Here is a 20,862-nt window from a genome sequence, read left to right as displayed (position 1 = left end):
GTGCCGCCCGGCGCCGGCGCGGCACGAACCGCTCGACGACGTGCGGGAGGTACCAGCCGGCGCGGTCCTTGCCGACCTGCACCAGCCAAGGCCACACGACCGACGGGGACGCATCGAGGGTGAACGCCCGGTCCATCGTGACGTCCGCGCGGACCAGATCGTCGCCAGGCAGCGAGGCGGCAACCTCGCCCGCCGTTGCCCGCACCGACAGCCGGCCCACGCCGACTACTCCTCGAGCGCCTTCTGGGCGTTCTCGATGCTGTCGTTCATCTCATTGATCTTGCGCTGGTAGGTGGCGAGGTCGCCCTCCTTGAGAGCGTCCTGAGCCTCGTTGTAGCTATCCGAAGCATCGGCGAGGAACTCGCTCGGCGTCTTCGCGGCTTCACCACCGCCACCACCGCCACCGGACTCTCCGCCCTCCTCAGGCACGCTGCCGGGTTCGAGCCCGAGCGCGACGCGCAGCGCCTCGTCGAGGGTCTGGCCGAACCCGACATCCTCACCGAACGACGCCGCCACGAACTGCAGCACCGGGTAGGTGCCCTCGGCGGCCGAACGACGGATGTAGACGGGCTGGACGTAAAGCAGGCCGCCGCCGACCGGCAGCGTGAGCAGGTTGCCGTTCTGCACCTCCGCGTCGGACTGACGGAACTGCAGCAGCGCCTGCGTGACCCCGCGGTCGGAGCTGAACTGGTTGGCGATCTGACTGGGTCCCGGCACCTGCGTCTCGCTCGGAAGCTGAAGTATGCGCATCGTGCCGTAGGCCTCTGACGTCGCCTCGGAGTTCACCGCCATGAAGGATGCGAGGTTCTGCCGGCTGTTGGGCAGGTAGACCGTCGTCAGCGAGAACTGCGGGGTCTCAGGAGCCCCTTCGCCAGGCGTGGCGACCGACAGGAAGTACGGGGGCTGCAAGGAGCTCTGCTGACCGGCCGGGTCTTCCGGTACCTTCCAGCGCTCGCCGCCCTCGTAGAACGTCTGGGCGTCGGTGACGTGATACTCGCGAAGCACGTCGCGCTGCACCTTGAACATGTCGACCGGGTAGCGCAGGTGCTCGAGCAGCGGTTCCTTGATCGCGCTCTTCGGTTCGACGACGCCGGGGAAGACCTTCATCCAGGTCTTGAGCACCGGGTCCTTCGTGTCCCACTGGTAGAGCTTCACCGAGCCGTCGTAGGCGTCCACGACGGCCTTGACGGAGTTGCGCATGTAGTTGACCTGGTCTCTCGGCAGCGCCGCCTGCGCCTGCCCCTGCGTCAGGGTGTCGTCCGTGGCCTCGCGCAGCGAGCGGTGCTCGGAGTACGGGTAGGAGTTGCTGGTCGTGTAGGCGTCGACGATCCAGACGACCTTGCCGTCGACCACGGCCGGGTAGGTGTCGCCGTCGACGGTGAGCCACGGCGCCACCTTCTCGACCCGATCGCGGGGGTGACGGTCGTAAAGGATCTTCGAGGCCGAGTTGACCCGGCTCGACAGCACGATGTTCGGCTCGGCGAACTTGAAGGCGTACAGGGCCTTCGTGAAGATGTTGCCGACCGGCACGCCTCCGGTGCCGTCGTAGGTGTTCTGGGTGGCGTTCGCCGTGTCGTCACTCGCCGACTCACCACCGCGTGGGATGTCGACCTCGATGGGATTGCGGCCTTCGGGCTGGCCGACGATCGAGTACGTAGGCGAGTTCTCGCCGAAGTAGATGCGTGGCGGCTGCTTGAGCTCGAGCTCACCGGTGGGCGGGATGTCCTTCTCGACCCAGACCGGCTCGCCCTGGGGTCCGCGCTGGTTGCCTTGCGCCGCGATGATGCCGTAGCCGTGCGTGTAGACGGTGTGGTCGTTGGCCCAGTTGCGTTGCGATTCCTGCAGGCCGGCCAGGTTGAGCTCACGGGCCGCGATGATGATGTCCTGCGGCTGCTCCCCGTCTCTGTACTGGTAGCGGTCGACGTCGAGGGTGTCTGGCACCGTGTAGTAGCCGCGTACCTGCTGCAGCTGCTCGAACGCCGGCGCGATCAGAGTGGGGTCGAGCAGGCGCGTGCTGACACGCGACTCCGCCGACTGGGTGAGCTCGGAGCGGTTGAGCGTCGTCTTGGCGGTGTACGACTCGACCTTGGTGTCGGCGATGTCGTAGGCACCGCGGGTGGCCTCGATGTTGCGCGCGATGTACGGCCCCTCCTTGTCCGGCTCCGACGGCTTGACCTGGAACGACTGCATGACGAAGGGCCAGATGCTGCCGATCAGGATCGAGGTCAGCAGCAACAGACCGAGGCTGATGGCCGGGAGGACCCACGATCGGATGAACGCGGCCGCGAACAGCAGCAGCGCACACACGATCGCGACGACGATGAGGATGTTCTTCGCCGGGATCCGCGCGTTGGCATCGGTGAAGCCGATGCCGTCGAAAAGCGCCGAGTCACCGATCGCGAGCCCGAAGCGGTCAAGGTAGTAGGAGACGGCCCGCAACAGCACCCCGAGCCCGAGCAGGACCGACAGGTGGATCTGGGCGGCCCGCGAGAACCGAGGACCACGACCGGCCAGCCGGATGCCGCCGAAGACGTAGCTGATGAACGCCACGGCGATCACCGAGATGACCACCGCCGCGAACGAGTACGAGGTCAGGAACCGCAGCCACGGGTAGTCGAAGACGAAGAAGCTGGCGTCCCGGCCGAAGTGCGGATCGTTGACGCCGAACGGGGTGCTCTTGCGCCACATCTGGAACGTTTCCCAGTGGCTCGCGGCCACCGAGCCCGCGAAGGCCGTGAGCACCAGTCCGAGCACGATGAGGACCGGACGGAGAATCGGGGAGAGGGTCTGCCGGTACCGGAAGGCCGGGTCGTCGCGGCGCATCGGCACCGTCTCGGGCCGCAGACGCCACGCGACGTGGATGTTGCCGACGACGAACAGTGCGAAGACCAGCCCCATCACGAGGAACAGCCCCACACGGGTGATGAGGATCGTGCGGAACACGCCGGAGTAGTCGACCGAGGCGAACCACAGCTGGTCGGTCCAGACGCTGGTGAAGATGGACCCGAGGAACAGCAGTACCGCGAGAGTGACCAGGGTCGGCACCAGCACTCGGCGACGACGATCCACGCCACTGGGCTCGGGGCGTGGTCGGGATGTTCCGAAGATGTCGCTCACGGGGCTCCTGGTGGCGCGTGTCGCACGGGACGCTTGACCTGCACTTTATTCCTTACTCAAAAGTCCGGCTGAGGTGGTCGAGTAGTCCGGGCACGAGATCGGGCCCCTCGAGCAAGGTAGCGTCGTCCGGCTCGCGAGCGCGCACCGCGCTGTGCCGCGCACCGTCGCGTGTCACCGCTGCGACCAACCGCACCTCGCGGCGGTCGGGATGCTCGGCCACATAGGTCATCAGCTCGTCGGCGTCGCTCGGCAGGTGCTCCTCCGCCTCGGGCGGGAGCATGACCCTCTCGATCACGGCGGCGCAACCCGCAACGCCGTCGGGCCAAGTGATCTCGCCGAGCAGCTCCTCGAGCGGTCGGTCCGGCGCGAGTCCGTCCTGCTCGATGGACGTGAACCCGTCCGGGTGAGCGTCGAGCTGCACGCCCAGGCTCTCGGCGAGCACCGGCTCGCGCTGCACGAGCTCCGCGGTGGGAACGAGGGCGTACAGGCGGGGCTGCTGGTCCCACCCTCCGGCAGCGACGTGCTCCTCGATCTCCAGCGCGACGAGACGCAGCGGCGTGCTCGGCAACGGGTCGTCTTTCGGCTTTGGGTCTACTCGCATGGGGGCACCGACGCCTTCGGATCCTTCGCCAGCGCCTCGAGGGCGTCGATGGCACCGTCGAGCGTCGAGATCTTGACCAGGCGCATGCCTCGATCGTCGCCCTTTATCGCCGAGTCGCAGTTGTCCTCCGGTACGAGGAAGACCTTGGCTCCTTGCGCAGCCGCGCCGACCAGCTTCTGGGCGACCCCGCCGATCGGTCCGACGCTGCCGTCGGGCGCCATGGTGCCCGTTCCGGCGACCTTCAGACCGCCGGTGAGTGGGCCTGGTGTCAGCCGGTCGTAGATCGCGAGCGCGAACATCGTTCCGGCGCTGGAGCCGCCGATCCGCGCGCCGACGTGGTTCTCGATCTCCACCGGGAAGTCGAATCGAGGACGGATCGACACGCCGATGCGGGGCTCTTTCTTGTTCTCGGGGTTAGGCCGCGTGACGATCTCGACGCTCTGCTCCAGGCCCTTGCGGGTGAACCCGACGTCGACCGCGTCTCCCGGATCGAGCTTCCCGATCGCGGCGACGACGTCCTGGGCGGTCGAGGCGCGGCGACCATCGACGGTGCGGATGACATCGCCCTTGCGCAGTTGGCCGTCGGCTGGAGCATCTGGCTCGACCGAGTCGATCGTCGGCATCTCGGGCACCGTGTAGCCGGCGGCTCGAAGCGCGGCCACCCGCGAGGAGTCCTTGGAGCTGGTGAGCTGCGCTGCGCCCTCCTGCTCGGCCTCCTTGACCGACTGGTCCTCGCGGTAGATGACCGAACGGGGCAGCACGGCGGTGTCTGCGGCGAAGTAGGCCTCGACCGCCTCGGCCAGCGAGACGTTGGACCGTGCGGCCGTGACCCGGACGGACGTGAAGGCGAGCGCGCCCTTGGTGGGATAGGTCTTGACGTCCTTGCCGAACGTGAACATCGGCTCACCGTCGAACTCGCCGAGCGTGTCGTAGGCCGGCCCGGGGCTCAGGGCCACGTACGGGACCGGCACGAGGAACGCCACGCAGGTGAGCGCGATGAGCGAGATCGACGCGACCACCATCGTGAGGTAGCGCCGGCTCGGCCGCATCGCAGGGTCAGACACGGGGTCAGCCTAGAGACTTAGTCCGCATGCACCCAGACGGCATCGCCGTCCGTGTACGTCTGGTGCTTCCAGACCGGCACCTCGGTCTTGAGCTCGTCGATGAGCCGGCGACCAGCCTCGAATGCCTGGGCGCGGTGTGCCGCGGAGGCCGCGACGACGACGGCCAGGTCGCCCACCTCGAGCTCACCGACCCGGTGCACGGCGGCGAGCGCGACCACGTCGCACTCGGCGGCGATGCGGGCGGCGACGTCGCGGAGCCGATCGAGGGCCGTGGGGTGGGAGGAGTAGGCGAGCTGGTCGACGGCGAGTCCGTCGTCGACACGTCGCACCGTCCCGACGAAGAGCGCGATTCCGCCCGCCTCCGGGTCGCGCACCGCGGTGAACACCTCGTCGAGACTCAACGGGGTGTCACGGATGTCGAGCAGCCGGAGCGCTGCGCTCGAGGGTGGGGCCACCCAGCCATCGTAGGCAGGGCTGTGCTGGGCTGCGATGGGTAGTCTGGCGACATGGCCGACCAGGACGATCCGAACCGCGACGACGAACCGGATCCGGCTGCCCAGAACCCTTCGGAGCAGAACCCTTCGGAGCAGAACCCGTTCGCCGGAACGCCGATGGAGGGACTGTTCACGGCGTTCGGCGGTGCGGGCGGCCAGACCCCCGACCTTGCTGCTCTCTTCGGCCAGATGCAACGGATGTTCCAGCCGCACGACGGTCCCGTCGACTTCGCCATGGCCAAGGACGTCGCACGTCACGCGCTCGCGGCCGCCGGGCCGGACCCGTCGCCGCACTCAGCGCAGATCGGCGCGGTCGACGACGCCGTACGGCTCGCCGAGTCGTGGCTCGACCGCGTCACCGACGTCCCGGCCGGCGCCACGTCATCCGCCGCCTGGAGCCGCGCGGAGTGGATCGAGGCCACCGCCCCCACCTGGCAGACGCTGGTGCTGCCGATCGCCGAGCACGTGGTCGGTGCGATGGGCGAGGCCGTGCCCGAGGAGGCCAAGGCGATGGCCGGGCCGCTCATCGGCATCCTCAGCCAGGCCGGTGGCGCGATGTTCGGCCAGCAGATCGGTCAGGCTCTCGCTGGGCTTGCCACCGAGGTCGTCTCGTCCACCGAGATCGGACTTCCGCTCGGTCCCGAGCGCACCGCTGCGGTGCTCCCCCACAACGTCGAGGCGTTCGGCGAAGGCCTCGAGCACTCAGCAGCCGACGTCCTGCTCTACGTGGTGCTGCGCGAGTGCGCCCATCACCGCCTCTTCCACCACGCCACCTGGCTGCGCGCCGCCGTAGTCGGTGCGGTCGAGGAGTTCGGCCGCGGCACCCGCATCGACCTCTCGTCCATCGAGTCGACGATGCAGGGCCTCGACCCGTCGCGACCCGAGGAGATCGCCGAGGCGATGCAAGGTGGCTTGTTCGAGCCCGAACGCACACCCGAGCAGCAGCACGCCGTCGACCGTCTCGAGACACTCCTCGCGTTCATCGAGGGCTGGGTCGACGAGGTCGTCGACCAGGCCACGCGCGAGACGATGCCGGCCGCCGCATCGCTCGCCGAGGCCATTCGCCGACGGCGCGCCGCGGGAGGACCGGCCGAGCAGACCTTCGCCTCACTCGTGGGCCTCGAGCTGCGTCCGCGACGGATGCGCGACGCCACGACGTTGTGGGCGGCCCTGCGCGACCGCCAAGGATCCGAGGCCCGCGACGCCGTCTGGAAGCACCCCGACCTGATGCCCACGGCTGCCGACCTCGACGATCCGCTGGGCTTCGCCCAGGCCGAAACGGGGACAATGTCGGACGAGGAGTTCGACGCCGCACTTGGTGAGCTCCTCGACGGCGACGACAAGCCCGACGGCAACGACAAGCCTAAGAACGAGTGAGCCTGCACGCCGACGCGCGTGCCGTGCTCATGGCGTGGGACGCCCCGGGCGCGGAGCAGGAGTCGCTACGCGGCCTGTACCTCGGGCACCTCGACGGCCACTCTGACGGCCTCTTGCGCGGCTGCCATCCCGACCACCTGACGGCCAGCACGCTCGTTGTCTCGCACGACCGTCGTCACACCCTGCTCGTCCTTCACCGGATCGTGGGGCGCTGGCTGCAGACGGGAGGTCACTGCGAATCCACCGACGACACCCTGGCCGCCGCCGCGCTGCGGGAGGCACGCGAGGAGACCGGCATCGACGAGCTCGTGATCGATCCCGTGCCAGTTCTGCTCTCCCGGCACCGGGTGCCGTGTGGCCCCTTGCGTCCAGCGCATCATCTGGACGTGCAGTTCGTGGCGTTGGCGGCTTCGGGTGCGCGGCCGGTGATGAGCGACGAGTCCCTCGACCTCGGCTGGTTCGCGCTCGACGACCCGCCCGAGCCCACCGATCAGAGCGTGCGCGACCTCATTGCTGCCGCCAGCTCACGCCTTCGAGGAACCCCTTCGCCTTGACCGAAAAGGGGTAGGGGTCGACCAGTGCCCAGAACCGGGCACTGTGATTGGGCTCGATGAGATGCGCCAGCTCGTGTAGCAGCACATAGTCGACCACCCACTCGGGCATCCCCTTGAGCCGGTGCGACAGCCGGATGGACGCGTCGTTCGACGAGCAGGAGCCCCAGCGCGTGTTCTGGTTGGTGACCCAACGGACGCTCGACGGTGTCGCCCGTCCGTCGAGCCAGCGGTCGGAGAGCTGTGCGGCGCGTGCCAACAGCTCCGCGTCGCTCGGCCGCACCCGGCGCTCGCGCCGGTCGAGGCGCTCGACCAGGCTGCGAACGTGCGACTGCTCCTCCTCGTCGCTGAGATCGGCCGGCATCAGGACGATGATCTTGTCGCCCTGGCGGTAGGCCCGCACGGTCCGCTTGCGTCGTGAGCTGCGCCGGATCTCGACTTCTCCCATGAGGCTCACGGTATCGACCACCTCGGACGCGACTTTTTCTCGTCCACACCTTGCCGTGCCGTACTGGCAGGTCACGACGACGCATCACGCGGTGACGGTCCGGTCGTCCACCAGGTGTCCACACCGTCCCCCGGTGATCCCCACAACTTGCCCACATCCTTTTCCACAGGCGTGGACAACATTTTTCCAAACCGGTTGCGAAGGTGCCCCAGCAGTTCTATCGTCGCCCCAGTTTTCCCGTCCGGACACGCGGCGAAATTGTGCCGCTGAGCACGGCACGCCTGCCCGGAATAACAGGCCGTCTGGCGTAGCGTGTCGGTCATTCACATCGGCAAGGAGGCCGTGATGTCGGAAACGTGGAGTGGCGAGTTCTACTGCGTCAAATGCAAGGCGAAGCGTGAGGCCACCGGCGAGGTCCAGGTCAGCGACAAGGGCACCCGCATGGCCAAGGGCATCTGCCCCGTCTGCGGCACCAAGCTGAACAGGATTCTCGGCAAGGCCTGAAACCCCCCGTGTCGTGGGGACGGTCGGCTCGTCAGCCGTTCGTCCCCACGACGCGCTCTCAGACCACCTCGTCGCCGGCGATGACGAAGGTGTCGCCGTTCTTCTTGAGACGTAGGCGGCGCGTCTCGGTCTCGGTGCCCCGGTCGCTCGTGTAGGTCACCCGTACATCGACGACACTCTTCTTCACGAGAGTCGTGCCATCGACGCGAACGTCCGAGATGGTCCGCCAGAACCCTTCGTAGGCGCCATAGCCTCCGACCTTCTTCTGCATGCCTGGGGAAAACAGCGTCCAGGCCGTCTCGGTGTCGTCCGGAAGGTGCGAGTAGTACTCCTCGACGAACGCTCCGGGCTCGGATGCGGTGCTGGTCTCATCGGGTGCCGCCGAGTCACCCGACTTCCCTGAGTCGGGGTTTGCCGAGCTGGTGGGCTCCTTCGCGACCGGCGGGTTGCCATCGTCTCGATTCATCAGCAGGACGGCCCCGACCGCGGCGAGCGCGACGAGCAGGACGACCACGGCCAGGGCCACGCTGCGGCGACCCCGGTTGCGGGAGTCCTCACGCGCGGGGTCGAGGTCGCGTGGGCCCGCTGGGGCGCTCGCTTCGTCGACCGTGACTGGCGTCGGATCGGGGACTGGTGCGGGCGTGGCCTCAGTCGCCGGCCCGTCGTCGGTCTCGGTCGTGCCGTCGACCGCCGCCGCAGGGACCGCGGCCGCGGCAACCGGTGCGTTGAGCGAGACCGTGCCGGAGCCCGATCCTCGGGCGCCGTGTCGGTCGCTCAGCCGGTGGAGCGTGTGGGCGACATCGGTCATCGACCAGCGTGTACTCGGATCGGGATCCATCATGCGCTTGATCGGCTCGGCGAGGAATCCCGCGCGCTCGGCGGGTGGAGGCGGCTCCGACGCGATCCGGGTGAGCAGGGCGATCGCGTTGATCTGATCCGGATACGGCAGCCGTCCCTCGACTGCCGTGTAGAGCGAGGCACCGAGCGCCCACACGTCCGCGGCGACCGTAGGCTCCTCGCCCTTCGCGAGCTCGGGCGCGAAGAAGGCCGGCGTGCCGGTCACGATGCCGGAACGGGTCACCTGGGCGTCCCCGCGGGTGCGGGCGATGCCGAAGTCGGTGATCTTCACGTGGTCGTCCTCGGTGACGAGAATGTTGCCCGGCTTGACGTCGCGGTGGACGGTTCCGCGCTCGTGGGCGGCGGCCAGACCGTCAGCGGCCTGGGCCCCGATCCACGCGACCCGCTCCGGCGGCAGAGCTCCGTCCTCGGCGACCACCTCGGACAAGTTCCTCGACGGGACGTACTCCATGACCAGCCAGTTGTGGTCCCCGTCCTCGACGGCGTCGTAGACCGAGACGACGTTGCGATCGTTGAGCGCAGCGGCGTTGCGCGCTTCGCGGAGTGCGCGGGCGAGGTCGGACGTCGACGTGCCTGGCATGCTGCCGACTTCCTTCACGGCAACGGTGCGCCCGAGGACCTTGTCGCGGCACAGCCAGACGGTGCCCATCCCGCCACGGCCGACAGGTCGCTCCACGACGTAGCGACCGGCAATGGTCCTCGGTGACATGCCTCTTCCTCCCGGTGGTCCTCGAGGTCACAACCCCTGTGGATCGTACGCGGCGTGTGGATGGTCGGCTCGTCAGCCGTTCGTCCACACGTCACGCTGAGGCGGTGATCAGGCCGATCCTCCGACCCGGCGCGCCGTTGCTGCGCCGAGACGCGACACACCTGCAGGTGGGCACCTCCCCCGGGATCGTCATCGACGACCGCCCCGGGCTTCGTACGTTCCTCGGGCTCCTCGATGGTGTGCGTGACGTCGAGCTCCTGGGTCGACTGGCTCGCACCGAAGTTCCCGAGCTCGAGGCCCACGTCGACGACGTCCTCCGGCCCCTCCTGGCCTGCGGTGCCGTGATCGACGCGCGAAGCCTGTTCGTCCGGCGACCGCGTCTTCACGTGGCCTTGCACGACGATTCGGCAAGCCAGTCGCTCGCACGCGCCATCGGTCATGTCCTCACCGATCTCGGCATCCGTTCGCTCGACCCGCCCGATCCCGACCTGCTCCTCGTGGTCAGCTGTGGCGAGCCGGCACGGGTTGCCTTCGACGAGGCTCAGCGCCAGGGCATCGCGCATCTGCCGGTAGTGCTCGACGAGGACCGCGTTCGGGTCGGGCCGCTGGTGGTTCCGGGCATCACGCCATGTATGACGTGCCTCGACCTGCACCGTACCGACTGGGACCATGCCTGGCCGGCTCTCCTGCCGCAGCTCGGGCGAGCGCCCTGGTCGATCACGCGACCGGCGCTCACCGCACCGCTCCGCTACTCGGCCGCGGCAGAAGTCGGGGTGGAGGTGCTCAGCGTCGCCACCGGGAAGCGTCCTCGGACGTCCGGTCGAGTGCTGGCCATCGGGCCGGAGCACGACACGCGCGCCACCTGGCCGGTCGCCTTCCACCACGGTTGCGCCTGTGCGCTGCTTCCTGCCGCTTGATCTCCAATGCCGGCAGTCACTCCTCGGGGAACAGCTTCGTGCCACCCTCGGGCGGGAAGTCGGCGTGGCGGTGGACGGTGCGCCACTCGCCGTCCTCGCGCCGGTAGACGTGCGTGGCACGCAGGGTGTACGTCCGTCTCTTGCCATCGACGACGACCTCGTTGTGCTCGTAGCCGACCGTGTAGGCCATGTCCCCGCTCGCGCCGGCCGCGACCAGCTCGAACTCGTAGGACACCGGGTCGGAGAACCATCCGGCGACCGTCTTGAAGATCGGCTCGAGCTGTGCCCAGCCCTGCCCCGACTCCTTGGCCCCGAGCAACGTGATCGGGTCGCTCCGCGACCACAGGTCCATCCGCGGCTGCGCGTCACCGGCGTGGATCTGCCGCTCCGCCTCGATGTGCTTCGAGAGGAACTCGGCCACAAACTCTTCTGTCTCTGTATTCATCATGGCCTCCGGTACAGTTGAGATAAATTCGATACAGTTAGGATGCATCCAAATGGAATCGTCTGTCAAGAGGTCCTATGACGCAAGCAGTCGGCAGGCTCGTGCGCTGGAGACACGTCAGCGCGTCATCGACGTCGCGGACGACCTTTTCATCAACCAGGGGTACGGCCGAACCACCATCGCGGACATCGCTCGCGGCGCTGGCGTCTCGGTCGAGACCGTCTACTCGGCCTTCGGCAACAAGGCGGCCGTGCTGCGGAAGGTCTGGTACGTCCGGTTCCGCGGTGATGAGCAGGACGTCCGTCTCCTTGACCGTCCGGAGATCCAGGAGATGCTCGCCGAGCCGGACCTCGTCGTCCGGCTGCGCCGGCATGCGGTCGTCGTCACGCCGGTCTTCCGTCGCTTCGTCCCACTACACCGCGCACTGGAGGCCGCCGCCGCGAGCGAACCGTCCGCGGCCGACATGGTGGCTGAGTTCGACGCCGGCCGACTGGACGCCTCCACCCATTACGCGAAGGCGGCCAGGAAGACTGGTCAGCTTGTCGTGTCCGCGACCGATTGCCGCGACATCTTCAGCGCCACGCTGGACGGTTCGCTGTGGCATCGACTCGTTCACGAGGGCGGCTGGAGCGACAAACGATTCGCCACTTTTCTCGGTGAGCTCTGGGTGTCCCTGCTGACGTGATCGGCTCCCTTTCCGGCCGCTTGGCTCTGTGACCGCGTCTATCCTGATCAGGTGCCCGAGGACAAGCCCCCAACCCGTCAGACGTCACTGCCCAGCAGTGCGTTCGCGCGGGGTGTCCGGCTGGCCGCGCTGCCGGTGGGTTTCGCCGGTCGCACCACGTTGGGCGTAGGCAAGAGGCTGGGCGGGGCTCCGGCTGAAGCCGTCCTGCTGGAGGTCCAGCGCCGTACCGCCGACCAGATTTTCAGCGTGCTCGGACAGCTCAAGGGCGGGGCGATGAAGTTCGGCCAGGCGATGAGCATCTTCGAGGCGGCGCTGCCCGACGAGATCGCCGGTCCCTACCGCGAGACGCTCACGCGCCTTCAAGATGCTGCGCCCCCGATGTCGCCGGGCGTCGTGCATCGCGTGCTCACCAAGGAGCTCGGGACCAACTGGCGCGAGCAGCTGTCGACGTTCGACGACGTTCCCGCCGCCGCGGCGTCGATCGGTCAGGTCCACCGCGCAACCTGGTCGGACGGTCAAGGATCCGACGGCATTGAGGTCGCGGTCAAGATCCAGTACCCCGGGGCGGCAAAGGCACTGCGGTCCGACCTTCGTCAGGTGGCGCGGCTCTCGCGATTCTTCGCCGTCATCGCTCCGGCCGTCGATGTCAGGGGCATCGTCGAGGAGCTCCAGGAGCGCGTCGTCGAGGAGCTCGACTACCGGATGGAGGCCGACTCACAGTCGATCTTCGCCGCGGAGTTCGCCGACGACCCCGAGATCGTGGTGCCCCGAGTCGTCGCCCACACCGAGCAGCTGCTCGTCTCCACCTGGCTCGAGAGCGACCACTCGCTGGCCGAGGTCATCACCAATGGCACGCAGGAGGAGCGCGACCGCTACGGCGAGGCATATGTGCGGTTCCTGTTCGCCGGGCCGGCTCGCACCGGCCTGCTGCACGCCGACCCGCATCCGGGCAACTATCGGATCATGCCGGACGGACGGCTGGGCGTCGTCGACTACGGGGCCGTGGCCCGGCTCCCCGACGGGGTGCCGCCCGAGGTCGGCCAGCTCCTCCGCGCCGCAGTGGAGGGCGACTACGCGGCCGTCACTCAGGGACTGCGTGACACCGGGTTCCTGCGCCCTGGTGCCGGACTCGACGCCGAGATGATCGAGCGCTACGTGAGTCCGTTCGTGGAGCCGGCCAGCGCGGACGAGTTCACGTTCAGCCGCGAGTGGATGCGAGAGCAGATGGCCCGAATCGGCGCTCCGACGCCGGAGGGCATGGGTACTGCGCTGAAGATCAACATCCCGCGTCAGTACGTGCTGATGCACCGGGTGTGGGCCGGCGGTGTCGGAGTTCTGAGCCAGCTCGGCGCCACCGCCCCCTTCCGCACGATCCTCGAGGAGAACCTGCCCGGCTTCGCCGATCCCGTGGGCTGAGCCCGTCGCAACCGCGCTCAGGTGTTGACGAGCGCGAGTACCTGGTCGGCGTAGCGGTCCAGCTTGGCCGGCCCCACGCCCCGCATGGTCGAGAGCTCGACGACGTCGGCCGGGCGTGCTGCCACGATGTCGAGCAGCGTCGAGTCGTTGAAGACCACGTACGCCGGCACGCTCGCCCGACCGGCCTCCTCGGTGCGCCACGCCTTCAGCTTCTCGAACAGCGCCCGATCGGCCTCGGGAAGAGCCTCGACGATCGCCGCGGTCTTGCGGCGCGGCTTCGCCACCGCCCCGACCTGACGCGCCTCGTGATCGGCCGGCAGAAGCGGGTCGAGGAATCGGCTGGGTCGGCGGTTTCCTCGTCCCCCCGGCTTGCGGGCGGACGCCCACGAGATGACCAGCGTGCGCCTGGCCCGCGTGATGCCGACGTAGAACAACCGGCGCTCCTCCTCGATCGCCTGCGGTGTGTCGGCGTGGGAGATCGGCATCATGGCCTCGTGCACGCCAACGCAGAAGACCGCGTCCCACTCCAGTCCCTTGGCCGAGTGCAGCGTGGCCAGGGTGACGCCCTCGGCCGTAGGTGCGTGGACGTTCGCGGCTCGGCGGTCGAGGTCGGCGACGAGGGCGGTGAGGTCGGCTGATTTGTCTGCGTCGGCCAGGTCCGAGGCCATCGACACGATGGCGTGCAACGACTCCCAGCGATCACGCACCGCACCGGCGCCGCTGGGAGCCTTGTCGGTGTGGCCCATGCTCGCCAGCACGGCCCGCACCTCCTCGACCAGAGGCTCGTCATCGGACTGCCCACCCCGCGCCGCGCCGCGAAGCAGGGTGACGGCCTGCCGGACCTCGGCGCGGTTGAAGAAGCCCTCGACTCCGCGCAACGTGTAGGGGATTCCGTGCTCACCCAGGGCCTCCTCGAACGCCTCGGACTGGGCGTTGATGCGGAACAGCACCGCGATCTCGCGGTACGGCGTGCCGCGACGGTGCAGCTGCGCGATCTCGTTCGCGACGGCCTTCGCCTCAGCCGTCTCGTCGGGATGGCCGACGTACGTGACCGGATCGCCGGGATCGGACTGTGACTGCAAGCTCACGCCGGTGGCGTCCTTCGTCGCGAACACCGCGTTGGCGACGGCCACGACCTGGGGCGTGGAGCGGTAGTTGCGGATGAGCTCGATGCGCTCGGCACCCGGATGACGGCGGGTGAACGACTCGAGGATCTTCGGCGATGCCCCGGCGAAGGAGTAGATGGTCTGGCGCGGGTCGCCGACGACGCAGATCTCGTCGCGGCCGCCGAGCCAGAGGTCGAGCAGCGTGGACTGCAACGGGTTGACGTCCTGGAACTCGTCGACGACGAACCAGCGATACTGCCGGCGCACCTGCGCGGCGACTTGCTCGTCGTCGGCGAGGATGGCCGCCGTGACGAGCAGGATGTCCTCCATGTCGATGCGGCCACGCTCGCGCTTGACGTCCTCGTAGGCGGTCATCAGGGAGCCGACGGCGGCGGCCTCGAGATCGGCCACCTCGCGCCGCGCCCTGGTGGCGGCCGAGACGTAGTCGCCCGGACGGATGTTGCTGACCTTCGCCCACTCGATCTCGGCGGAGAGGTCGCGCAGCAGCGGCGTGTCGGCCCGGAGGCCGAGCCGGCGAACCGCCTCGGCGACCAAGCCGAACTTGGACCTCACGATCTCGGGGAACTGGGTGCCGTACACGTGGGGCCAGAAGTACCGCGCTTGACGCAGTGCCGCCGAGTGGAACGTCCTGGCCTGGACGCCGGCGGCTCCCAGCTGTGCGAGCCGGCCCCTCATTTCACCGGCCGCGCGGGTCGTGAAGGTGACCGCCAGCACCTCTTGCGGCTGGTAGACGCCCGTGACGACTCCGTACGCGATGCGGTGGGTGATGGCGCGCGTCTTGCCGGTGCCCGCGCCTGCGACCACGCACACCGGTCCGCGCAGTGCCGTGGCAACGTCGCGCTGCTCGGGGTCGAGGCGCTCGAGCAGGTCATCGGCTGCGGGCAACGGCCCTCCTCAGAAACAAACAGTGCCGTGTGATGGTTGAAGACGAAACAGTCGCCCGTCTCGGGCTGACTGACCCAGACTAATCGTCGGAGGAGACACTCGATGCCCGGTGCGTTCACGATGTACTCGACCCCGTGGTGCGGCTACTGCCGCCGCCTCAAAGGCCAGCTGGGTCGCGAAGGCATCACCTTCGACGAGGTCGACATCGAGGCTGATCCGGCTGCAGCTGCGGTCGTGGAGCAGGCCAACGGCGGCAACCAGACGGTGCCGACCCTGGTGTTCGCCGACGGGTCCGCGCTCACCAACCCCTCCGTCGCCCAGGTGAAGGCGCAGCTCGCCTTCTGACGTCTGCGCCAGAACCTCGCGAGTTCACCAGCGGCCGCTGATCTCGCCGCCGTGCCAGTTCTCGACCAGCCAGCGCGAGATCGAGACGATCGGCGGCAGCAACACGTCCTCCGATGCCGTGAGCTCGGTGATCTCCGCACGGGTGAACCAGCGAGCCTCGGCGATCTCGACCTCGTCGACACGGATGTCGCGTGTCAGGGCGGTGCCGTAGAAGCCGAGCATGAGGCTGGACGGGAACGGCCACGGCTGACTGCCCGCGAAATCGACGTCGCCGACCTCGATGCCGACCTCCTCCATGACCTCGCGGCGCACGGCGTCTGGCAGCGACTCCCCCGGCTCGACGAAACCGGCCAACGTCGAGAACCGCCGCTCCGGCCAGCTCGGCTGACGGCCGAGCAAGGCACGATCGTCGCCGTCGGTGACGAGCATGATGACGGCCGGGTCGGTGCGGGGGAAGTGGCTCGTGCCGCAGCTCGGGCAGATGCGCACGTGTCCGGCCTGGCCGACGTCGGTGGGCGACCCACAACGCGAGCAGAACCGATGGGTCTGGTGCCAGCGCGCGAGACCGACGGCGTGGACGGCCAGGGACGCATCCTCCGCCGCGACGCTCGGTCCGAGCATGCGCAGGCTGACCGGACGAAGGGACTCGTCGACCCGGTCGACGACGACCGCTGCAAAGCCTGCACCGTCGCGGAGGCCGAGGAACATCCACTCGCCGTCCGGAACGTCGTCGGGGCCGAGCCAGAGCAGCCCGCCCTGCTCGGCGGTCGCCACGTGCTCACCGCCGAGCACCATGACCCGGAGGTCCGGCGAACGCCAGCCGTCGTCGCGACGAAGATGGGCGGCCCGGTCGTGCTGCGTGCGGTAGAAGGCGAAGTCCACCTCGTCAGGCTAGCCGCGAGGTGCCGAAACCCAGCACCTGCTCGAGTCCGGCACGATCGAGCAGCTCGTCAGGTCCGTAGCGAACAGTCTCGCCCAACCGGACGTAGTAGAACGCGGCAGTGACCCGAGCGACGTCGATCCCTGTGAGCTCGGCCCACGCAAGGCGGTAGATGGCGAGCTGGAGCGGGTCGGCGTCGGCCCGCATGTTGGTCTTCCAGTCGACGACCTCGAAGGACTTTGCGCCGTCGGCGTCCATGCTGGAGAACACTGCATCGATGCGGCCACCGAACTGCTGGCCGCCGAGCACGAGCGAGAACGGCGCCTCGATCTGATCGGGCGCACGGTCGGCGAACTCCGACGCGAGGAACATCTGCTTGAGACGGTCGAGCTCGGTGTCGTTGTCGATGCCGACGTCGCCGCGCCCGGGGAGGTCGGTGGGATCGAACAGACCGGCCATGCCGTAGTGGTCCTCGATCCACGCGTGGAACCGGGTGCCGAAGCGGGCCGCCGGCGAGGGACGACGCGGCATCGGCCTGGCCAGACTCCGGGCGAATTCGTCGGGATCCTTCGTGAGGGCCATGGCCGACGTGGCCGACACCCGCGGCGGCCACGGCACGGCTCGAACGTCGCGGACGCTGTCGGCGGCCTCGGCGACCAGGAGGTCGAGGTCGTTCTCCAGGGCCTCGAGCTCATCGAGCGACGTACGGTCGGCCTCGGCGCTCTCGGGCTCGGAGGTGGGAATGGTCAGCCGTCCATCGATGGCCGCACGGACGTCATGAGCGAGCGAGCGACGCCTGTCGAGGCCGGGCCCCGCCACCGGCCAGGCAATGCCGTCGGCCTCGGCGAGGTGCGGGTTGGTCTCCCCGTCCACGGGCGGGTCGGCCCAGTGGATCGGCGGCACACCGCGGCTCTCGAGCCTGGCCCTGGTGACGAGCAGGAACTCCGACGGGCCGAGCGGCTTCTTCTGGGTGCGCCCCCAGTAGTGACCGGTGACGGTGAGCCGCCGGGCCGCCCGGGTGAAGGCGACGTAGGCCAGTCGACGCTCCTCCATCAGGGCGTCGTCGCGATCGGCCCGCTCATAGGCCGTCTTCGCCGCCGCCGTCCAGTCCGCGAGGGCAGGCAGGCTGTCGGCGTCGCCGCGCAGCGGACCAGGGAGGGTGGACGCACTCGTGATCCATCGCGGCCGCCCACGTCCGGACGGGAAGATCGTGCGCGACGTGAGGGGGACGAAGACCGTGGGCCACTCCAGCCCCTTGGCCCGGTGGATGGTCAACAGCTTGACCGAGTCGGCCTCCGACGGAGTGGAGACCTCCATGCCGCCGGCGAAGAAGCGCTCGGCGTCGAGGTAGGCGACGAGGCCGGACAGGGAGGCGTAGCGGTCGGTGTGGGAGTAGTCGGCCACGGCCTCGAGCAGCAGCGCGATGTTGTCGGCGCCGCCCGCGACGTCGCCCGCCTGCAGCTCGAGATCGAGGTCGAGGGCTCGCACCCCGCGTCGTGCGAGGTCGAGCAACGGCTCGCCGACGTGCGCTCGAACGGACGAGACGAGTCGGGAGACCTCGGCAAGACGCTCCCGCGCCTCGACCGAGTAGGCCAGGTCGCCCGGATCGTCGACCGCGTCGGCGAGCGAGACGATCTCGGTCGGATCGGTTCCCTCGACCGCTCGCTTCAGCTCGGCCTCGAGCGTGGTGTCGTCGTCGCGGCCGAACGTGCGCCCGCTGAGATGAGCCGCCCGCCGCCCGAGGAGCGCGAGGTCACGTGGGCCGATACGCCAGCGTGGGCCGGTGAGGAGGCGGAGCAGAGCCGGGTTGGCCGTGACGTCCTCGACGACCTCGAGGAGGGCCAGGAGGTCGAGGACCTCCGGCTGCGAGAGCAGACCCTCCAGACCGACGATCTCGAACGGGATGTGCGCATCGCGAAGCGCCTGGACGATGGCGCCGTTCTCGCGGGCCACCCGCACCAGAATCGCGATGTCGCGACGTGGACCGTCGATGGTCTTGATGTCGTCGACCATCGCGTCGATCTCCGCGTCGATGGTGCCGTAGAGGGCGACGTCGACCCGTCCACCGGGCATGGTCGCGGAGGCGAGCGGCCGCACGACCTCGGAGGTGGCGAAGAACGGTGCGGCGACGTGGTTGGCCATGTCGATGATCTCGGGCGCGCACCGCCGCGTCTCGTTGAGGCTGAACTGTCGTCCGCGGCCGCCGTCGGCACGCGGGAAGTCGTCGAGGAAGTGTTCGAGATTGCCGACGGCAGCGCCCCGCCAGCCGTAGATCGCCTGGGCCGGGTCGCCGACCGCAGTGACGGGGAAGCCCCGGCCGGACGAGCCGTCGGCACCTGAGAAGAGAGCCTGCAGCAGGTCGCGCTGCGCGACGGACGTGTCTTGGTACTCGTCGAGCAGGACGATGCCGAACCGCTCACGAAGGGCGGCACCCACCTCCGGCAGGAAGGCGAGCCTCGCTCCCCAGGCCATCTGGTCGGAGAAGTCCATCACCCCATCGTCGGCCTTGCCGGCGCGGTAACGGTCGACCAGATGACTGAGCTCGATCCGCTTCTGGGCGGTTGCGGCGGCATCACGCAGCACGGCCTGGGGGGCGGGCGCGGACAGGAACTCGCGGATGACCTCGTCGTCGTGCGCTCGCATGACCTCGGGTTCGACCAGGTGCTCGGCGAGCTGGGCGTCGAGCGCCATCGCCTGGGTGACCAGGCTCGGCACGTGGGTGGTGACCTCGCGCAGGTCGCCACGGTACGACTCGATGGCCCGCGCCATCCGCTGGAACCGGGAAGCGTCGGTGACCACCCGTAGGTCGGGCTCGACGCCCAACCGGAGTCCGTGCTCGGTGATGAGGGAGCCGGCGAAGGCGTGATATGTCGAGGTGGTGGGTTCGCCGGCGTCGTCGGCACCGAGGACCTGGAGACTCGCACGGATCCGCTGCCCGAGCTCGGCCGCCGCCTTGTTGGTGAAGGTCAGGCCGAGCACCCGATCCGGTGGCTCTTCGAGGTGGCCGACCAGCCACACGACCCGGGCGGCCATGACGGTGGTCTTGCCCGATCCGGCCCCGGCGATGATGACTCCCGGTTCGTCGACATCGGCGGTGATCGCGGCCAGCTGCGGCGCGGTGAAGTCGATGCCGAGCAGCTCGCACAGGTGCTGTTCGTCGCGCACGGGGCTCATCGGGCTCGGCCCTCCACCAGGATCGTCGCGCCCTCGTCCTTGGCCGGGCAGACCCGCTGGAACTCGCAGTACTGGCACGACCTGGTCGAGGCGGTGGCCACGAAGTTCTCGTCGTGGACGGTGTGCACGGAACGACGCAGCTGCTCGACGGCGAAGAACGGTTCGTCGGGACGAGGGCCGTCCTGGGCCTGCACCTTGGGAGAACCCGGGACGCGGGTCTCGTCGATGCGCAGCAGCACCAGCTCGGCTCCGGCGGCTCGCGCCTTCTCGGCACCGGGAAGCCCAGCGGTGGCCCCTCGCTCGACTGCGAGCTGGTAGAAGCCGAGCTGCGGATGCGCCATCAGCTCGTCCTTCTTCAACGCGTTCTTGGACGTCTTGAGGTCGACGACGTGGATGCCGTCGCCGGCGAGCTCGACCCGGTCCATCGACCCCCTCATGACCACCGCACGGCCGTCGACGTCGACCGACACCTCGAACTCGTGCTCCGCCTGCAGGACGGTTCGGCCGTGCTCGCGGTGCCATCGACTGAAGCGGACGATCGCGGCAACGGCCGCCTCGCGCTCTCGCTCGCCGATCCACGCGGCCGGGTGCTCGAGCTGCGGCCAGATGTCGTCGAGGTGCTTGGCGAGCACATCGGGATCGGCATCGACCCCGGACCGAACGACCTCGGCTGCGATCGCGTGGACGATCGATCCGAATCCCTGCGCGGACGTGGTGCCGCGCTGACCCCGCGCCTCGCGGCCGAGGAACCACTTGAGCGGGCACTCCTCCATCGTGGAGACCGTGCTGCCCGAGAGCCCGAGCGGTTCGTCGCGGTCGCGGATCGGCTCGTCGCTTCGGGTCAGGTCGCGCAGGCCCCACCACCGGTCGGGGTGCGCGGCGGTGGTGCCCTGCTGACCGGACAGACGCGCCAGCACGACGGCCGCTCGGGCGCGCACCACGGAGCTGTCGGTCGTCTCGCCGATGCGGCGCAGCTCGGCCACCGCACCGCGCAGCGAGAGCGCCCGCCGTGGCCGATTCTCCGGCTCCGGAAACGTGCGACCCTCGTGCGCGCTCATGTGGGCGTGGAGCTCACCGACGAACCGCGACGGCTGGTCTCCGTCGTCGGATCCGCTCGCCACCGCCGTGACGACCAGCCGGGCCTGGGCCCGGCTGCAGGCGACGTAGAACAGTCGCCGCTCCTCGGCAACCATCTCGCGGGCCGAGGGCGGCGTCCGTGGCCCGTCGGCACCCATCCGGTCGACCTGGAGCAGGCTGCTCCGCCA

Annotated in this window: 19 protein-coding genes; 7 read left to right on the top strand and 12 right to left on the bottom strand. The window is 69.1% G+C overall.

The features are described 5' to 3' along the window. The 5 genes from ACRDPN_RS09465 to ACRDPN_RS09445 form a co-directional block, all read right to left on the bottom strand. Positions 1-220 (bottom strand): hypothetical protein (locus ACRDPN_RS09465; RefSeq protein WP_431447199.1); only part of this gene is annotated, 220 nt, incomplete at its 3' end. A gap of 5 nt (positions 221-225) precedes the next feature. Then, positions 226-3,117: a UPF0182 family membrane protein gene (locus ACRDPN_RS09460; RefSeq protein ID WP_431447198.1), complete on the bottom strand. Its 2,892-nt coding sequence runs from the start codon at positions 3,115-3,117 to the stop codon at positions 226-228. A 52-nt stretch (positions 3,118-3,169) separates the two neighbouring features. Continuing rightward, entirely contained in the window at positions 3,170-3,718 is a 549-nt protein-coding gene (locus tag ACRDPN_RS09455) for a PPA1309 family protein (protein ID WP_431447197.1), read from the bottom strand. Beyond that, complete coding sequence (locus tag ACRDPN_RS09450) at positions 3,709-4,782, bottom strand: YlbL family protein (RefSeq protein WP_431447196.1); 1,074 nt, start codon at positions 4,780-4,782, stop codon at positions 3,709-3,711. The genes ACRDPN_RS09455 and ACRDPN_RS09450 overlap by 10 nt, the downstream gene beginning before the upstream one ends. 17 nt (positions 4,783-4,799) lie before the next feature. Next, a complete protein-coding gene (locus tag ACRDPN_RS09445; protein ID WP_431447195.1) occupies positions 4,800-5,237 on the bottom strand; it encodes a molybdenum cofactor biosynthesis protein MoaE in 438 nt (145 codons plus the stop codon). Positions 5,238-5,288: 51 nt separating this feature from the next. Between ACRDPN_RS09445 and ACRDPN_RS09440 the strand changes: the two genes are divergently transcribed. After that, positions 5,289-6,653: a zinc-dependent metalloprotease gene (locus ACRDPN_RS09440; protein ID WP_431447194.1), complete on the top strand. Its 1,365-nt coding sequence runs from the start codon at positions 5,289-5,291 to the stop codon at positions 6,651-6,653. Further along, positions 6,650-7,207, top strand: coding sequence for an NUDIX domain-containing protein (locus ACRDPN_RS09435; protein WP_431447193.1), 558 nt, complete (start codon positions 6,650-6,652; stop codon positions 7,205-7,207). Before ACRDPN_RS09440 ends, ACRDPN_RS09435 begins: the two co-directional genes overlap by 4 nt. Here ACRDPN_RS09435 and ACRDPN_RS09430 read toward each other — a convergent pair. Next, complete coding sequence (locus ACRDPN_RS09430; RefSeq protein WP_431447192.1) at positions 7,161-7,652, bottom strand: M48 metallopeptidase family protein; 492 nt, start codon at positions 7,650-7,652, stop codon at positions 7,161-7,163. The genes ACRDPN_RS09435 and ACRDPN_RS09430 overlap by 47 nt on opposite strands. 345 nt (positions 7,653-7,997) lie before the next feature. Between ACRDPN_RS09430 and ACRDPN_RS09425 the strand changes: the two genes are divergently transcribed. Continuing rightward, entirely contained in the window at positions 7,998-8,156 is a 159-nt protein-coding gene (locus ACRDPN_RS09425; RefSeq protein ID WP_431447191.1) for a DUF5679 domain-containing protein, read from the top strand. 58 nt (positions 8,157-8,214) lie between these two features. On the opposite strand, the gene ACRDPN_RS09420 is transcribed toward ACRDPN_RS09425, so the two are convergent. After that, the gene (locus tag ACRDPN_RS09420) at positions 8,215-9,723 is read right to left on the bottom strand and encodes a serine/threonine-protein kinase (protein ID WP_431447190.1); all 1,509 of its coding nucleotides are present in this window, start codon (positions 9,721-9,723) and stop codon (positions 8,215-8,217) included. Between the two features lie 104 nt (positions 9,724-9,827). Between ACRDPN_RS09420 and ACRDPN_RS09415 the strand changes: the two genes are divergently transcribed. Continuing rightward, complete coding sequence (locus ACRDPN_RS09415) at positions 9,828-10,640, top strand: hypothetical protein (RefSeq protein WP_431447189.1); 813 nt, start codon at positions 9,828-9,830, stop codon at positions 10,638-10,640. A 16-nt stretch (positions 10,641-10,656) separates the two neighbouring features. On the opposite strand, the gene ACRDPN_RS09410 is transcribed toward ACRDPN_RS09415, so the two are convergent. Then, on the bottom strand, positions 10,657-11,061 hold the full coding sequence (locus ACRDPN_RS09410) for a YybH family protein (protein ID WP_431447188.1): 405 nt from the start codon (positions 11,059-11,061) through the stop codon (positions 10,657-10,659). A gap of 76 nt (positions 11,062-11,137) precedes the next feature. Here ACRDPN_RS09410 and ACRDPN_RS09405 point away from each other — a divergent pair, with 76 nt between their 5' ends. After that, positions 11,138-11,770 carry a TetR/AcrR family transcriptional regulator gene (locus tag ACRDPN_RS09405; RefSeq protein ID WP_431447187.1) on the top strand — a complete coding sequence of 211 codons (633 nt, stop codon included), beginning with the start codon at positions 11,138-11,140 and terminating at the stop codon, positions 11,768-11,770. A 51-nt stretch (positions 11,771-11,821) separates the two neighbouring features. Further along, positions 11,822-13,186 (top strand): ABC1 kinase family protein, encoded by a 1,365-nt coding sequence (locus ACRDPN_RS09400; RefSeq protein WP_431447186.1) that lies wholly within the window; start codon positions 11,822-11,824, stop codon positions 13,184-13,186. 17 nt (positions 13,187-13,203) lie between these two features. Here the strand turns inward: ACRDPN_RS09400 and ACRDPN_RS09395 are convergent, their stop codons facing one another. After that, entirely contained in the window at positions 13,204-15,198 is a 1,995-nt protein-coding gene (locus tag ACRDPN_RS09395) for an ATP-dependent DNA helicase UvrD2 (RefSeq protein ID WP_431447185.1), read from the bottom strand. 102 nt (positions 15,199-15,300) lie between these two features. Here ACRDPN_RS09395 and ACRDPN_RS09390 point away from each other — a divergent pair, with 102 nt between their 5' ends. Then, on the top strand, positions 15,301-15,543 hold the full coding sequence (locus ACRDPN_RS09390; protein ID WP_431447184.1) for a mycoredoxin: 243 nt from the start codon (positions 15,301-15,303) through the stop codon (positions 15,541-15,543). 24 nt (positions 15,544-15,567) lie between these two features. On the opposite strand, the gene nudC is transcribed toward ACRDPN_RS09390, so the two are convergent. The 3 genes from nudC to ACRDPN_RS09375 all read right to left on the bottom strand — a co-directional run. Continuing rightward, positions 15,568-16,425, bottom strand: a complete 858-nt coding sequence (gene nudC, locus ACRDPN_RS09385) for an NAD(+) diphosphatase (protein ID WP_431447183.1) — start codon at positions 16,423-16,425, stop codon at positions 15,568-15,570. A gap of 4 nt (positions 16,426-16,429) precedes the next feature. Next, a complete protein-coding gene (locus tag ACRDPN_RS09380) occupies positions 16,430-19,597 on the bottom strand; it encodes a UvrD-helicase domain-containing protein (protein WP_431447182.1) in 3,168 nt (1,055 codons plus the stop codon). Further along, positions 19,594-20,862, bottom strand: a 1,269-nt coding sequence (locus ACRDPN_RS09375; protein ID WP_431447181.1) for a PD-(D/E)XK nuclease family protein, incomplete at its 5' end; no start/stop codon positions are given. The genes ACRDPN_RS09375 and ACRDPN_RS09380, both read right to left, overlap by 4 nt.

It is taken from the genome of Aeromicrobium sp., from assembly GCF_050700635.1.
In the GTDB taxonomy this organism is placed as follows: domain Bacteria; phylum Actinomycetota; class Actinomycetes; order Propionibacteriales; family Nocardioidaceae; genus Aeromicrobium.
The sequence above is the reverse complement of the archived record's forward strand: the minus strand, read 5'-3'. Positions and strand labels throughout refer to the sequence as shown.

What these genes read in the sequence shown, in the direction of transcription:
- ACRDPN_RS09455 (WP_431447197.1), bottom strand. Translation starts at nt 3,718, where the DNA reads ATGCGAGTAGACCCAAAGCCGAAAGACGACCCGTTGCCGAGCACGCCG.
- ACRDPN_RS09440 (WP_431447194.1), top strand. Translation starts at nt 5,289, where the DNA reads ATGGCCGACCAGGACGATCCGAACCGCGACGACGAACCGGATCCGGCT.
- ACRDPN_RS09430 (WP_431447192.1), bottom strand. Translation starts at nt 7,652, where the DNA reads ATGGGAGAAGTCGAGATCCGGCGCAGCTCACGACGCAAGCGGACCGTG.
- ACRDPN_RS09425 (WP_431447191.1), top strand. Translation starts at nt 7,998, where the DNA reads ATGTCGGAAACGTGGAGTGGCGAGTTCTACTGCGTCAAATGCAAGGCG.
- ACRDPN_RS09420 (WP_431447190.1), bottom strand. Translation starts at nt 9,723, where the DNA reads ATGTCACCGAGGACCATTGCCGGTCGCTACGTCGTGGAGCGACCTGTC.
- ACRDPN_RS09405 (WP_431447187.1), top strand. Translation starts at nt 11,138, where the DNA reads ATGGAATCGTCTGTCAAGAGGTCCTATGACGCAAGCAGTCGGCAGGCT.
- ACRDPN_RS09390 (WP_431447184.1), top strand. Translation starts at nt 15,301, where the DNA reads ATGCCCGGTGCGTTCACGATGTACTCGACCCCGTGGTGCGGCTACTGC.
- ACRDPN_RS09380 (WP_431447182.1), bottom strand. Translation starts at nt 19,597, where the DNA reads ATGAGCCCCGTGCGCGACGAACAGCACCTGTGCGAGCTGCTCGGCATC.